The organism is Microbacterium sp. Leaf151 (assembly GCF_001424225.1).
Taxonomy (GTDB): domain Bacteria; phylum Actinomycetota; class Actinomycetes; order Actinomycetales; family Microbacteriaceae; genus Microbacterium.
In genome coordinates this window covers 372,165-385,644 of record NZ_LMOR01000004.1, presented here as the reverse complement: position 1 = coordinate 385,644, position 13,480 = coordinate 372,165, and the positions used below count along the sequence as shown (strand labels likewise).

The window sequence follows — 13,480 nt, the reverse complement described above, 5'->3', positions numbered from 1 at the left end:
GGACCTTTGCGTTCTAGGGTGACGCCATGACGGCGAAGGACTGGAGCGGGCTGGATGCCGCCCGCACACTGCGGAGGCCAACCGCGGACGACGACAAGTATTCCCGCGGCGTCGTGGGGATGCGAACCGGGTCCACGCGGTATCCGGGGGCCGCCGTGCTGGGCGTCGAAGCGGCGTGGCGGGCGGGCACGGGGATGGTCCGCTACCTCGGTCCCGCGCGCGCGCAGGATCTCGTGCTGCAGCGTCGCCCCGAGACGGTCACCTCCGACGGGCGCGTGCAGGCTTGGGTGATCGGGTCGGGAACGGATGCCACCGAGCGCGAGCCTTGCGAGGCCGCGGCGCTCCGCCGCATCCTGAGCGGCGAGGTTCCGGTCGTCGTCGACGCCGGATCGCTGGACCTCGTGCCGCAGGCTGCCGCGCCGGTCATCGTCACGCCGCATGCGCGGGAGATGGCCCGTCTGCGGGACGCACTGGGAATGTCCGCGGTCGCGACGACGGACGTCGACGCACGGGAGCGTGCGGCGTGCGAGACGGCGGACGCGTTCGGCGGCGTCGTGCTCTTGAAGGGGGCGGTGACCATCGTGGCCGCGGCGGGTGGATGGGTGCGCCGTGTGTCGGCGGGCACGCCCTGGCTCGCCACCGCGGGCACCGGAGATGTGCTGGGAGGCGTCCTCGGGGCGGTCACGGCCGGAGCCGTCGCCGCCGGACGAAGCGGCGTCGAAGAACTGGGGGCGTGCGCGGCGACCGCGGCGTGGCTGCACGGCCGCGCCGGTACGGCGGCATCCCTCGCCCACGGGGGTGGGGGCGGTCCGATCACCGCTCTCGACGTCGCCGACGCGCTGCCCGGCGTCGTCTCCGCCCTGCTCGGGGACTCGATCGCATAACGTTCGTGTCGTGCTCGCCCGTTGTGGCGCGAGAGCGTCCGGCCGTCGGTGGGGGCGCTCAGACAGCCCCGTTTAGGATTACCCGGTGCTGAGGCGTGTCGTTCCCCTGTTGATCGCGTTCGTCGCCGTGCACGTCGTCGTGGCGGTGTTGGGCTATCAGCAGCCCAATGAGCCGATGGGCGACGTGTACCTGGTGTACGAGCCCTGGTCGCGGTGCGCCCTTTTCGGCGGCGTCGACGTGACCTCCTGCACGCGAAGCGACACCTGGCAGTGGCCCGGCATCACCGAGAAGTGGATCTATCCTCAGCTCGCGTTCCTTCCGATGACCTTCGCGTGGGTGTTCGCGTGGGCCATCAGCTACACCCCGGCGTGGGCGCTGACGGTGTCGCTGTTCAACCTCGTCGCCTTCCTGATCCTCGTGGGCGACGCTCGCTCGCGCGGTCGCGTGATCGCGGCGTGGTTCTGGCTCGCGGCGATCCTGCTGATCGGTCCGGTCGGGCTCTACCGCATCGACGGCATCACCGTGCCGCTGGCCCTCCTCGGCGGCATCTGGATGCTGCGTCGTCCGTTCCTGGCATCCGTTCTCCTTTCGATCGCCGTGTGGATGAAGGTGTGGCCGGCGGCCATCCTCGCTGCGGGTCTCGTGGTCATCCGTCGCCGCCTGGCGCTCGTGTGGGGCGCGGTGGCGGTTTCGCTGGCGACGATCATCCCCGTCGTCGCTCTGGGCGGTGCCGCTTTCGTCTTCGGATTCGTCGGTGATCAGACCTCGCGCGGCATTCAGATGGAGGCGCCCGTGGGCGGCCTCTACATGTTCCTCGCCGCCTTCTACGTGCCCGGCAGCGAGGTGTACTACGACGGCGACGTCCTCACCTTCCAGGTGACCGGACCGGGAGCCGAGCCGCTCATCGCGGCGATGACGCCGATCATGCTGCTCGTCATGGCCGGCGTGGCGGGTGTCGGAGTGTGGAAACTGCGCCACGGCGCGACCTTCCTGAGTCTCTTCCCGCCGTTGTCCCTCGCGCTGGTGACCGCTTTCATCGCCCTGAACAAGGTGGGATCGCCCCAGTACTACGTGTGGCTGTTCGCACCCGTCGCGCTCGGCTTGATGCTGGACCGTCGTCGCTGGTACGCCTTCGCCGGGATGACGCTGGTGATCGCCGGTCTCACGCAGTGGATGTACCCGCTCCTGTACGACGGCCTCATGGCGACGCACCCCAACCCGTTCCCGGTGGTCGTGCTCGAGGTGCGCAACCTCCTCGCCCTGGTGCTGCTGGTATGGGCGGTCGTGCGTGTCGTGAAAGCCCCCGTCGCACGCGTGCGCCCGCCCGCGGGGCTCCGCGAGATCGTCACGGGACGACGGCCGGTGCCGCGCCTGCCTGCCGGACGGTGATCTCGCACGCGCGCTGAGCGTGGCGTCGCCCGGGTTCGGGCGTTCTGAGCGCCTGCCGCCGGTGGGCGGCCTTGCGAACCGCCCTCTGCCGTTGGGCGGCTCGCGTGCGGATCGCCGGCCCGGGGGGAGCGGTTCGCGTGCGACCACGTGCTGCGATGGGCAGCTCGCGTGCGGATCGCCGGCCCGGGGGGAGCGGCTCGCATGCGACCGCGCGCCGTGGGCGCGTCGTTCGCTCGCAGCCTGTCGCCCGCGCGCGGCCCGTAGTCTCGAGACATGCTCATCGCCTTCTCTGTCGCTCCCTCCGGCATCGGTTACGCTTCGGCGGAGAACCCCGACGGGTCGGTGCACGACGCCGTCGCCGCGGCGGTCGCGGTCGTGCGCGCGTCGGGGCTGCCGCACCGCACCAGCTCGATGTTCACCGAGATCGAGGGGGAGTGGGACGAGGTGTTCGCCGTCGTCAAGGCGGCGACGGATGCCGTGATGCCATACGGGTCGCGCGTGTCGCTGGTGCTGAAGGCCGACATCCGACCGGGCCGCACGGGCGAGATGGACGGCAAGGTCGAGCGCCTCGAGGAGGCCTTGGGGCGCCGGGCCGGCTGAGGCTCCCTCCCACCTCGTCCGAGCGCTGATCGGGGACGCTCGGCGTCATGTCGCACGTCGGCCATCGCTCGGGCGTTCGCGTGTGGGCCGGCCCGTCACGGCCCCGTCGGTCTCGTGCGGCGGACCGGCCCGTCACCGCCCCGTCGATCTCACGCGGCGGGCGGGTCGTTCCAGACGCGCTTCGCGATGGCGGTCACGTCTGAGTCGATGCGGGCCATATCGCCGCGGAGTCGACTCTCGACGCTCTCGATCTGGGAGCTGAGGCGCGCCTCGACGCTGTCGATCTTGGCGTTGAGTCCCGCCTCGACGCTATCGATCTTGGCGTTGAGTCCCGCCTCGACGCTGTCGATTCTGAATCTTGTGACCTGGATCTCCGACACCGTCTCGTGACGCAGCGCGTCGATCCGCGCTTCGAGCCGATCCGTGTTCGCCGTGATGACCTTCGTCAGCGATCCCATGATGAGGTTGGTGCTGAACGTCATTCCGCCGAGCACGGCCGCGGCGAAGGTTCCGATCAGCACCCAGACCTGTGGTTCCGTCATCTCCGGCATCCCTTCATTGTGCGGTGAGGTGTGAGAGAGTGCCACGTCCTGACCGGGTGAAAAACGGCGCATCCGCGCGATGGGGGAGAGCCCGCCGATCGAGCGCCCTGTGCAGGAGGGGCGAGGGGTGCGGGACAACGGGGCGGGCCCATGCGCCGCTCTCGAAACGATTCGACCAGACGGCCGTGAGCCCCCTACACTCGTCGGGTGACCTCTTCGACGACCTCGAGAGGTGCGGCGATGCGGGCGCTCCTTTCTCTCGCCATCGGCAGTTTCGGTATCGGCATGACCGAGTTCGTGGTGATGGGCCTGCTGCCCAACATCGCCCGCGAGCTCGTCCCCGGCGCGTGGGCGGCCTCGCCCGACGACGCCATCGCCCAGGCGGGCTGGCTCATCTCTCTCTACGCCCTCGGTGTGGTCGTCGGCGCGCCCACGATCGCCGGGTCCGTCGCGCGCTTCCCGCGCCATCGCGTGATGATCGTGCTGGCCGCCGCGCTGGCGTTCTTCACGCTGCTGACCGTCATCGCTCCCACCTTCGAGCTCGTTGCGGCATCCCGATTCCTCGCTGGACTCCCGCACGGCGCCTACTTCGGTATCGGAGCCCTCGTGGCCGCGGACGCGCTCGGCCCCGGGAACCGCGCCAAGGGCGTCGCCTTCGTGCTCACCGGTCTCACGATCGCCAACGTCGTCGGCGTGCCGCTCGGCACCCTGCTCGGCCAGCAGGTCGGCTGGCGCGCGGCGTTCGCCGTCGTCACCGGCATCTTCCTGCTGGCGACCATCTGCATCGCGATGTTCGTGCCGAAGCACCCCGGCTCACCGGGTCGCCGATTGCGTGACGAGTTGCGGGTGTTCCGCATCGGCCAGGTGTGGTTCGCGCTCGGGATCGGCGCGGTGGGCTTCGGCGGATTCTTCGCCATGTACAGCTACATCGCTCCCATGATCACCGACGTCGCCGGGCAGCCGGAGTGGAGCGTCTCCCTCGTCCTCGTGCTGGTCGGCATCGGCATGACGATCGGCAACGTCGTGGGGGGCGCGCTGGCCGACAAGGACCTGCGGTTCTGGCTCTCCGTCGGTCTGATCGCCCTCGCCGCGGCATCCGTCGGTCTCGCCCTGACCGCCGGCTGGATCGTCAGTCTCGTGCTGTTCGCATTCCTGGTCGCCTTCTGCGGGGCGGGGTTGAGCCCGGCCATCCAGACCCGTCTGATGGACGTCGCCGAAGACAATCAGTCCATCGCCGCCGCCCTGAACCATTCGGCGCTCAACATCGGCAACAGCCTCGGAGCGTTCCTGGGTGGCCTCGCGATCGCGGCCGGCCTCGGACTGGTCGCCCCCGCCTGGGTCGGCGCCGTGCTCGCCCTGGGCGGGCTCGTCGTCGCCGTCGTGTCGTACCGCATCGAGGATCGCAGCGGCCGTCATCCCGAACACCGGATGCCGGCTGCCGAGGCCGCGCAGACAGCGATCACGGGGTCGATTCCCACGCAGCGCTGACGCGGTGCTGACGCAGCGCTGACGCGTCGCTGAGGCAGCGCTGAGGCGTCGCGGGCACGGACCGATCGCACGCCGCGTGCGGTCGGCGCCGAAGTTGTGCGAGTGTCCAGGACACGCCGCAAGTCTTCGCCGCGCGCGGCGTGTCGTGGACACTCGACGGTGCCCGCGCGAGGCGGACGGGCGACGGCACTTCCGTGATGAGGGAGTGGCACGGCGTGGATGCCAGGGACCAGGCATCCGGGATCGTCAGGTCGCCAGCAGGCGACGCAGGTGCGTGGCGACGGCGGCGGTCTCGATGAGGAAGCCGTCGTGGCCGAAGTCGCTCGAGAGCACGACGGCGTCGTCACCGTCGAGGGTCTGCGGGATGCCGCGCGCGATGCGGTGCTGGCCGTCGATGGGGAAGAGACGGTCGCTGTCGATCCCGAGCACGAGGGTCGTGGCGGTGACGCGGGCCAGGGCGTCTTCGACCCCATCGCGATCGCGGCCGACGTCGTGAGAATTCATGGCCTCGACCAGGGCCAGGTAGCTGTTGGCGTCGAATCGACGGGTGAACTTGTTGCCGTGGAAGTCGAGGTATGACTCCACCGCGAAGCGCCCGCCGCGGCCCAGGGGGCTCACACCCGACTGCCACGAGCGCTGGAAGCGCTGGTTCAGCTCGGTGGGGCTGCGGTAGTTGAGCAGCGCCATGCGACGGGCGAGGGCCAGCCCGCGGTGCGGCCCGTCGCCGTCACCGGCGTCGTAGTACTCGCCACCGGCGAAGCGCGGGTCGACGCGGATGGCGTCCAGTTGTACCGAGTTCAGCGCGATCTGGTCGGCCGTCGTGATCGGCGGGGCCGACAGGATCGCGGCACGCGCGACCCGGTCGGGGTGACCGACCGCCCATTCGATCGCGTGCATGCCGCCCATCGACCCGCCGACGACGGCGAACCACCGCTCGACGCCGAGCTCGTCGGCGAGCAGCGCCTGCGCGGTGACCTGGTCGCGGATGGTCAGGTACGGAAAACGCGACGCCCACTCGTACCCGTCGGGCGCGATGCTCGCCGGGCCGGTCGATCCCTGGCATCCGCCCAGCATGTTGGGGGCGATGACGAAGAAGCGGTCGGTGTCGATCGCGGCTCCGGGTCCGACGAGGTCGCTCCACCACCCGGCGGTGGGGTGCCCGGGGCCGGCGGCACCGCGGACGTGACTGTCACCGGTGAGGGCGTGCAGGATCAGCACCGCGTTGTCGCGGGCGGGGGAGAGCTCCCCCCAGGTCTCGTAGGCGAGGCGCACGTGCGGCAGGGACTCGCCGTTCTCGGTGCGGAAGGACCCGAACGATGCGAAGCGCCGATCACCCGCGGGGTCGCCGTCGCGCCACGCGCCGGTGGCCGGGGGACGGCCGAGGAGCGAACGGGCGTCGGCCTCCGTCACCGGGGCCGAGGGCACCGTGTCTTCGGAGATCTGCCAGTCCATGGCATCCATTCTCTCCGGGCGGGGCGGGGAGGTTCGTTCTGTTACGGCGATGTCGGAGGTCGTCGACTCGCGCACAGCGCACGGATGATCGCGACGTGGGATGCGGGAGAGCCGGTCGGACGACGGGAGGGCGACGCCGACCGGCTGAGCGAGAACGAGCGCCCTCGCGCCGCGCTGACCACGGGGTGACCGCTTGTCCAGCCCCCGATCACGGTCGTCGGGTGTGGTCAGACTCGCCGCATGGCGAACTTCCTTCTCATCGCGGCCTCGAGCGACATCGGCGGGGCGACGGCGACACGACTGCGCGACGCGGGCCACCGCGTCCTCACAACCGCTCGCGATTCATCCGTCATCGAGCCGGATTTCACCCTGGATGCCACCGACTTCGACGCCGTCGATCAGGTTGTCGGTGAGGCGGGCGATCTCGACGGCATCGCGGTGTTCGCGGGATCCATGCTGCTCAAACCCGCGCACCTCACCTCGCGCGAGCAGTACGACGGCCTGATCGCCGCGTCATTGACGACGTCGTTCGCGGCGGTGCGCGCGGCGGGGGCGCACATGCGCGACGGTGGATCGGTGGTGCTGGTGTCGTCGGCTGCCGCCCTGGCGGGCCTGCCGAACCATGACGGCATCGCGGCGGCCAAAGCCGGCGTGATCGGCCTGACCTTGTCGGCGGCCGCGAGTTACGCCGCTCATGGACTTCGCGTGAACGCGGTGGCCCCGGGCCTGGTGCAGACGCGTCTGACCGAGAAGCTGACCTCGACCGATATGTCGAGGAAGGTCTCGGAGGCGATGCATCCGCTCGGCCGGCTCGGCGAACCCGACGACGTCGCGCGGGCCGTGGAGTTCCTGCTCTCGCCGGAGAACGCGTGGATGACCGGACAGATCATCGGCGTCGACGGCGGGCTGGGGAGTCTCCGGCCGCGGCAGAGGATCTGACGCGCGGCGCGGGCTCGGCACAGCGGAGGAGATCCGGCGGGCGGAGGGGCTTTCTCGTGCCGAGTCCTCCTTCGTGGGATGTCCTCGTTCGCGGGGCGGCGGTGTCGGGGCGGCGGTGTCGGGAACGGCGGTGTTGCGGCGGCGATGCCGCGGCGGAGGAGATTCGGCGAGCGGAGGATCTTTCTCTTTCGGTGGGTCCTCCCTTCGCGGGATGTCCTCCGGTTTCGGCGCGGGGCGTGCGCCCCGCGACAGGCCGCGCGCGGCGCGGTGCGCGAGACCTCCGCTGATCACCGGGTCGCCGTCTCCCGTGAGGCCGAACCCACAGGCTAGACGCCCGTGAACGACGAACGCCCCGAACCGGATGGCCGGATCGGGGCGTTCGGTGACGCAAGGCTCAGACGCGGGATGCCTCGGACAGTCGACGCGCGGCGGCGAGAGCCTGATCGAGGTCGGCCTTCAGGTCGTCGATGTTCTCGAGGCCCACGGACAGGCGCACGAGACCCGGGGTCACGCCGGCCGTGAGCTGCTGCTCGGGCGTGAGCTGGGAGTGCGTCGTGGATGCCGGGTGGATGACGAGCGAGCGCACGTCGCCGATGTTGGCGAGGTGGCTGAACAGGCTGAGCGAGTTGACGAACTCGCGACCCGCCTGGACACCACCCTTGAGCTCGAACGACAGCACCGCGCCGACACCCTTGGGGGCGTAGTTGTTGGCGGCGGCGTACCAGGGCGACGTGGGAAGGCCCGAGTAGTTCACGGTCGCGACGTCGGGGTGCGACTCGAGCCACTCCGCGATCTCCTGCGCGTTCTGCACGTGGCGCTCGATGCGCAGCGACAGGGTCTCGATGCCCTGGATGAGCTGCCATGCGCTCTGCGGGGCGATCGAGGCGCCGAGGTCGCGCAGCAGCTGCACGCGCGCCTTGATGATGTACGCGAGTCCGTCGCCCACCGCCTGCGTGTAAACCGCGCCGTGGTACGAGGGGTCGGGCGTGGTGAGACCGGGGAAGCGGTCGGAACGCTCCGACCACGGGAAGGTGCCGCCGTCGACGATGACGCCGCCGATCGTGGTGCCGTGCCCGCCGAGGAATTTGGTCGCGGAGTGCACGATGATGTCGGCGCCGTGCTCGAAGGGCCGGATGAGGTAGGGCGTCGCGATCGTGTTGTCGACGATCAGCGGCACGCCCGCCTCGTGGGCGACGTCGGCGACGGAGCGGATGTCGAGCACGTTGATCTTGGGGTTGCCGATGGTCTCGGCGAAGAACAGCTTCGTGTTCGGGCGGACCGCTGCGCGCCACTCCTCGGGGTCGTCCTGGTTCTCCACGAACGTCGTCTCGATGCCGAGCTTGGCGAGGGTGTACTTGAAGAGGTTGTAGGTGCCGCCGTAGATCGAGCTCGACGAGACGATGTGGTCGCCGGCCTGGGCGATGTTCAGCACCGCGAACGTCTCGGCAGCCTGGCCGCTGGCGACGAGGAGGGCGCCGGTGCCGCCCTCGAGGCCCGCGACGCGCTGCTCGACGACGTCTTGCGTGGGGTTCTGGATGCGCGTGTAGATGTTGCCGAACTCGGCCAGCGCGAAGAGGTTAGCGGCGTGGTCGGCGTTGTCGAACACGTACGAGGTGGTCTGGTAGATCGGGGTGGCACGAGCCTTGGTCACCGGGTCGGGCTGTGCGCCCGTGTGGATCTGCTTGGTCTCGAAACGCCAGTTCTCGGGTGCCGACATGGCTGCTCCTCCGGTCGAGTGGGCCGTGGCGGACGCCGTGGCCTGCTGCGAGCGTAGACACCGCCCCCGACGCCGACAAGCGCCCCGGACACGGGCCGTAACACCGCTCACCGGGCCGTCGACCGCGCCGGCATTGCGAGGCGTGCTCCGTTTCATCGCCGGGCGCTGTGCGCGGCCCGCAGCCCCTCGGCGCCCCGCACGCGGCGGCGACGCGGTGCCCGCGCGGCGGGGGAGCGGGGCCGACCGGCGGCACGCGGCATCCGGTGTCGGAGGGGCGCAGTAGCGTGGATGTCATGACGCGACGCGCAGTGGTGACCGGGGCCAGTTCGGGTATCGGAGAGGCGGCCGCGCGGGCGCTGCGGGCCCGCGGATGGGACGTCGTGGGTGTCGCACGCCGGGCCGACCGACTCGCGGCGCTCGAGGGCGAGACGGGCGTGGTGGCCCATGCCGCCGACCTGACCGACGGCGACGCCGTGGCGGCGCTGGCCACGTGGCTCGATGAGACCGGCGGCGTCGACGCGCTCGTGCATGTGGCCGGAGGTGCCCGCGGCAGCGATCGCATCGAAGCCGGTGACCCGGAGGACTGGCGCTGGATGTTCGAAGCGAACGTTCTGTCGGCGCAGCGCCTGGTGGCTTCCCTTCTTCCGGCCCTCCGGCGCGCGGCCGACGACTCGGGCCACGCCGACCTGCTCTTCGTCACCTCGACCGCCGCGCAGACGGCCTACCCGGGTGGTGGCGGGTACAACGCGGCCAAGGCCGGAGAGTCGATGCTCGTGCACGCGTTGCGTCAGGAGCTGAACGGCGAGCCGTTGCGCGTGATCGAAATAGCCCCGGGCATGGTGCGCACCGAGGAGTTCAGCCTGAACCGTCTCGGTGGCGACCGCGACGCGGCAGACAAGCTCTACGAGGGCGTCGAGGCGCCTCTCGTGGCAGCCGACGTCGCCGATGTCATCGCCTACGCGCTCGACGCCCCCGGGCACGTGAACCTCGACCTCGTGACGATGCGCCCCGTGGCGCAGTCCGCACAGCACCTGCTGGCGCGCGGGCCGCTGACGACGCGCTGACCCCGCGTCGCCGTGTCCGTGCCCCGGACGGGGGGTACCCCTCGAGCGCCTAGGGTGAGAGCAGTCGAGGAGAGGATCCGGTGTGACGGACGAGCGCGAACGGTTGAGCTGGGACGATTTCGGGGTCGCGACGCGCGACATCTCGCGCGCGATCGTCGCCGACGGGTTCCGTCCGGAGGTGGTCGTCGCCATCGCGCGGGGCGGGCTGCTGCCGGGAGGGGCGATCGCCTACGGCCTCGGCGTGAAGAACTGCGGCGCGCTCAACGTCGAGTTCTACACGGGTGTGGGTACCGTGCTCGATGCGCCTGAGGTGCTGCCCCCGGCGCTGGACCTGTCGTACCTCGAGGGACGCCGCGTGCTGCTCGTCGACGACGTCGCCGACAGCGGTCGCACGCTCGACCTCGCCGTCAAACTGCTCGACCGGCATGGCGCGGAAGCGCGGTCAGCCGTGATCTACACCAAGCCGACGACGGTCGTGACGCCCGACTATTCCTGGAAGGACACGACCCTCTGGATCGAGTTCCCCTGGTCGCACCTCGGGTCGGTGCACGAAGAAGACGCGGAGTGACCGCGAAGTCCCTCGCCCAACTCGCCGACGCCGGCCTGATCGACTCCACCTGGGTGGAGCCCCTCGCCCCGGTCGCCGACGACATCGCCGCGCTCGGTGAGCGTCTGCGGCAGGAGGGCAAGCCGTATCTGCCGGCGGGCGAGCTCGTGCTCCGCGCATTCCGCACGCCGGTGGACGCCGTCCGGGTCCTCATCGTGGGACAAGACCCCTACCCGACGCCGGGTCACCCGATCGGGCTGTCGTTCGCGGTCGACCCGCACGTGCGGCCCCTGCCGCGAAGCCTCGCGAACATCTACCGGGAGCTCTCCGACGATCTCGGGATCGCTCCCGCCCCGCACGGCGATCTCTCGGCATGGGCGGCCCAGGGTGTCATGCTGCTGAACAGGGTACTCACGGTAGCGCCGGGGTCGCCGGCATCCCATCGCGGCTGGGGATGGGAACGCGTCACCGAGCACGCCATCCGGTGTCTCGTCGAACGAGATGCGCCGCTGGTCGCGGTGCTCTGGGGGCGGGATGCCATCAACCTCACGCCCCTGCTGGGGAGCACCGCCATCGTCTCCTCGCCGCACCCCTCGCCGCTGTCGGCCAGCCGGGGCTTCTTCGGCTCGAAGCCGTTCTCGCGGGTCAACTCCCTGCTGGCCGAGCAGGGCGCGGATGCCGTGGACTGGCGCCTCCCGGCCTGACGGCGTCGTCATGCGGCCCGACGTCGCGGCCCGGTGACACACGCGGGAAACGGGGTCGCCCGTAGAGTTACGACGTGCTGGAAGAGGAGTACGAGAAGAGCCGTCGGCGACCACCCGCGCATCTGCGCCGTGCCCCCGAGCCCGAGCGCCCGTTCTCGTTCGAGATCCGCGCGGCGACCGAGGCCGACATCCCCGACATCCGGGAGATCTACAACTACTACGTGCGCAACTCCGTCGTCACCTTCGACGAGAAGGCGTGGACCATCGCCAAATGGCGAGACAAGTTCGCCACGCTCCAGAAGTTGAAGCTGCCCTTCCTCGTGGCGCAGTCGCCCAGCGGGCAGATCCTCGGCTACGCCCTCGTGCAGCCCTGGCAGTCGAAGTCCGCCTATCGGTACACGGTCGAGAACTCGATCTACCTCGGTCAAGCGGCGGCGGGCAAGGGACTCGGACGTGCTCTGCTCGAAGCGCTCATCGCCGCCTGCCAGGATCTCGGCATTCGCGAGATGGTCGCCGCGATCAGCGACAAGGGCGCCGATGCGTCGATCGCGCTCCACGAGAAGCTCGGCTTCACCGAGGTCGGCCGGATGGGCCGCGTCGGTTTCAAATTCGGACGATGGCTCGGGGTTGTCTACCTGCAGAAGAGCATCCCGTCGAAGAAGAAGCGGCGGAAGCTCTTCGGCTGACGGTTGCCGTCACACAGAGGGGCAGCGCGATCTTCGTCAGGATGTCGACGTGCCTGTCTCGGCAGCGGTTGAGCGCCCGCGCGGCTGCGGGTGAGCCGCCTGACGCACTTCGTCCACGAGCGTGCGCCACGCGCCCTCGACCTGCCCGTCGCCCAGGCGCGCCTGGTGCACGGGTGCCCCGCCGTGATGCACCTCGATGCGCCATTGGTAACGGTCTGCCCCGGCCGTCGGCGGGGGTGTCGCGTCCCAGGGGCAGCTCTCGACGAGTTCCCTCCAGCGCGGCGCATGTTCGGCATCGGCATCGGCCCGCCACTGTCTCGAGAGCCCGGCGATGCCGCCCGAGCGCACGACGACGATCGTCAGACGCTCGTCGCTGACGGCTTCAGGCTGCGGCATCCTCCACAACGCCGACCCCGGCCCAAGCGGCGCGGACGGCGGCGACCTCCTCCGACTCCTCACCGTACTCCGCAGCGGCCGCCGCCAGGGTGGCGGCCGCGAAGGAGGTGAAGTCGGCGGTGGGGGAGAGGGTGCCCGCGGTGAGCGTGCGGTACCAGATCAGACCCGCGCGGTCCCAGGCCTTGCCGCCCAGGGCGATGGCGGCGAGGTAGAACGCCCGGTTGGGGATACCGGAGTTGATGTGCACGCCGCCGTTGTCGTCGTCGGTCTCGACGTAGTCGCGCATGTGCCCCGGCTGCGGGTCTTTGCCGAGCACGTCGTCGTCGTACGCCGTGCCGGGCGCCTTCATCGATCGCAGGGCCTCGCCCTGGACGTCAGGCGCGAAGATGCCCGCCCCGATGAGCCAGGTCGCCTCATCGGCCTGCTGGCCGAGGTGGTGCTGCTCGGCGAGGGCCCCGAAGACGTCGGACAACGATTCGTTCAGAGCGCCGGACTGCCCCTGGTATTCGAGGCCGCCGGCGGCCTCGGTCACCCCGTGGCCGAGCTCGTGGGCGATGACGCTGAGAGAGCGCGTGAACCCGACGAACACCTCGCCGTCGCCGTCGCCGAAGACCATGCGCTCGCCGTTCCAGAACGCGTTGTCGTAGTCGTCACCGAAGTGCACCGTGGCCAGGAGCGACCCGCCCGCGGCGTCGATCCCGTCGCGTGAGAAGGCGTCCCAGAAGAAATCGTAGGTCGCACCCAGACCGTCGTAGGCCTCGTCGACGGCGACGTCGCCGCTGGGGGCGTCGTCTTCGCTGCGCACCCGGCGCCCCGGCAGGTTCTCGGTGTTGCCGGCGTCGGAGATGATGCGATCGGGGGCGGGCGCGGTCTCGGCGACGAGCGCATCGCCGTCGATCGACAGGCGCAGTCGTGTGCGGGTGGGCCGCGGAGGACGCGGCATGGCCAGTGTCTTGCGGGCGGCTGCGGCGGCCCGTGCGAGACGGGGGTCGTCGGTCTGGGCGAGACGGTCGAGCAGGAAGGGGGGAACGATGCCGGCGATCATGCGCCCGAGGCTAGCGCGCACCTCCG

At 70.5% G+C, this 13,480-nt stretch carries 14 protein-coding genes; 9 read left to right on the top strand and 5 right to left on the bottom strand.

The features are described 5' to 3' along the window. Positions 1-26: 26 nt before the first annotated feature. The 3 genes from ASF76_RS12600 to ASF76_RS12590 all read left to right on the top strand — a co-directional run bounded on the left by ASF76_RS12600 (position 27) and on the right by ASF76_RS12590 (position 2,874). Positions 27-884: an ADP-dependent NAD(P)H-hydrate dehydratase gene (locus ASF76_RS12600; RefSeq protein ID WP_055958289.1), complete on the top strand. Its 858-nt coding sequence runs from the start codon at positions 27-29 to the stop codon at positions 882-884. 85 nt (positions 885-969) lie between these two features. Then, on the top strand, positions 970-2,274 hold the full coding sequence (locus ASF76_RS12595; RefSeq protein WP_156459249.1) for a glycosyltransferase family 87 protein: 1,305 nt from the start codon (positions 970-972) through the stop codon (positions 2,272-2,274). A gap of 273 nt (positions 2,275-2,547) precedes the next feature. Next, positions 2,548-2,874, top strand: coding sequence for a thiamine-binding protein (locus ASF76_RS12590; protein ID WP_055958286.1), 327 nt, complete (start codon positions 2,548-2,550; stop codon positions 2,872-2,874). 149 nt (positions 2,875-3,023) lie between these two features. Here ASF76_RS12590 and ASF76_RS12585 read toward each other — a convergent pair whose 3' ends face one another. Then, on the bottom strand, positions 3,024-3,416 hold the full coding sequence (locus tag ASF76_RS12585; protein ID WP_156459248.1) for a hypothetical protein: 393 nt from the start codon (positions 3,414-3,416) through the stop codon (positions 3,024-3,026). Between the two features lie 240 nt (positions 3,417-3,656). Between ASF76_RS12585 and ASF76_RS12580 the strand changes: the two genes are divergently transcribed. Beyond that, entirely contained in the window at positions 3,657-4,904 is a 1,248-nt protein-coding gene (locus ASF76_RS12580) for an MFS transporter (protein WP_055958279.1), read from the top strand. A 246-nt stretch (positions 4,905-5,150) separates the two neighbouring features. Here the strand turns inward: ASF76_RS12580 and metX are convergent, their stop codons facing one another. Then, a complete protein-coding gene (metX, locus tag ASF76_RS12575) occupies positions 5,151-6,356 on the bottom strand; it encodes a homoserine O-acetyltransferase MetX (RefSeq protein ID WP_055958276.1) in 1,206 nt (401 codons plus the stop codon). Between the two features lie 240 nt (positions 6,357-6,596). On the opposite strand from metX, the gene ASF76_RS12570 reads away from it, so the two are divergent. Continuing rightward, positions 6,597-7,295: an SDR family NAD(P)-dependent oxidoreductase gene (locus ASF76_RS12570; protein ID WP_055958273.1), complete on the top strand. Its 699-nt coding sequence runs from the start codon at positions 6,597-6,599 to the stop codon at positions 7,293-7,295. 394 nt (positions 7,296-7,689) lie between these two features. Here ASF76_RS12570 and ASF76_RS12565 read toward each other — a convergent pair whose 3' ends face one another. After that, entirely contained in the window at positions 7,690-9,012 is a 1,323-nt protein-coding gene (locus ASF76_RS12565; RefSeq protein WP_055958270.1) for a bifunctional o-acetylhomoserine/o-acetylserine sulfhydrylase, read from the bottom strand. A gap of 293 nt (positions 9,013-9,305) precedes the next feature. Between ASF76_RS12565 and ASF76_RS12560 the strand changes: the two genes are divergently transcribed. The 4 genes from ASF76_RS12560 (at position 9,306) to ASF76_RS12545 (ending at position 12,013) form a co-directional block, all read left to right on the top strand. Continuing rightward, positions 9,306-10,076, top strand: coding sequence for an SDR family oxidoreductase (locus ASF76_RS12560; RefSeq protein WP_200936133.1), 771 nt, complete (start codon positions 9,306-9,308; stop codon positions 10,074-10,076). A gap of 82 nt (positions 10,077-10,158) precedes the next feature. Continuing rightward, positions 10,159-10,644, top strand: a complete 486-nt coding sequence (locus ASF76_RS12555; RefSeq protein WP_055958267.1) for a phosphoribosyltransferase — start codon at positions 10,159-10,161, stop codon at positions 10,642-10,644. Further along, complete coding sequence (locus tag ASF76_RS12550) at positions 10,641-11,327, top strand: uracil-DNA glycosylase (RefSeq protein ID WP_055958264.1); 687 nt, start codon at positions 10,641-10,643, stop codon at positions 11,325-11,327. Before ASF76_RS12555 ends, ASF76_RS12550 begins: the two co-directional genes overlap by 4 nt. A 74-nt stretch (positions 11,328-11,401) precedes the next feature. Next, positions 11,402-12,013, top strand: coding sequence for a GNAT family N-acetyltransferase (locus tag ASF76_RS12545; protein WP_055958261.1), 612 nt, complete (start codon positions 11,402-11,404; stop codon positions 12,011-12,013). A gap of 36 nt (positions 12,014-12,049) precedes the next feature. Here ASF76_RS12545 and ASF76_RS12540 read toward each other — a convergent pair whose 3' ends face one another. Together ASF76_RS12540 and ASF76_RS12535 are read right to left on the bottom strand one after the other, a co-directional pair. Further along, positions 12,050-12,409 (bottom strand): protealysin inhibitor emfourin, encoded by a 360-nt coding sequence (locus ASF76_RS12540; RefSeq protein WP_055958258.1) that lies wholly within the window; start codon positions 12,407-12,409, stop codon positions 12,050-12,052. After that, positions 12,396-13,454, bottom strand: coding sequence for a M4 family metallopeptidase (locus ASF76_RS12535; protein WP_055960058.1), 1,059 nt, complete (start codon positions 13,452-13,454; stop codon positions 12,396-12,398). The genes ASF76_RS12540 and ASF76_RS12535 overlap by 14 nt, the downstream gene beginning before the upstream one ends. Positions 13,455-13,480 lie beyond the last annotated feature (26 nt).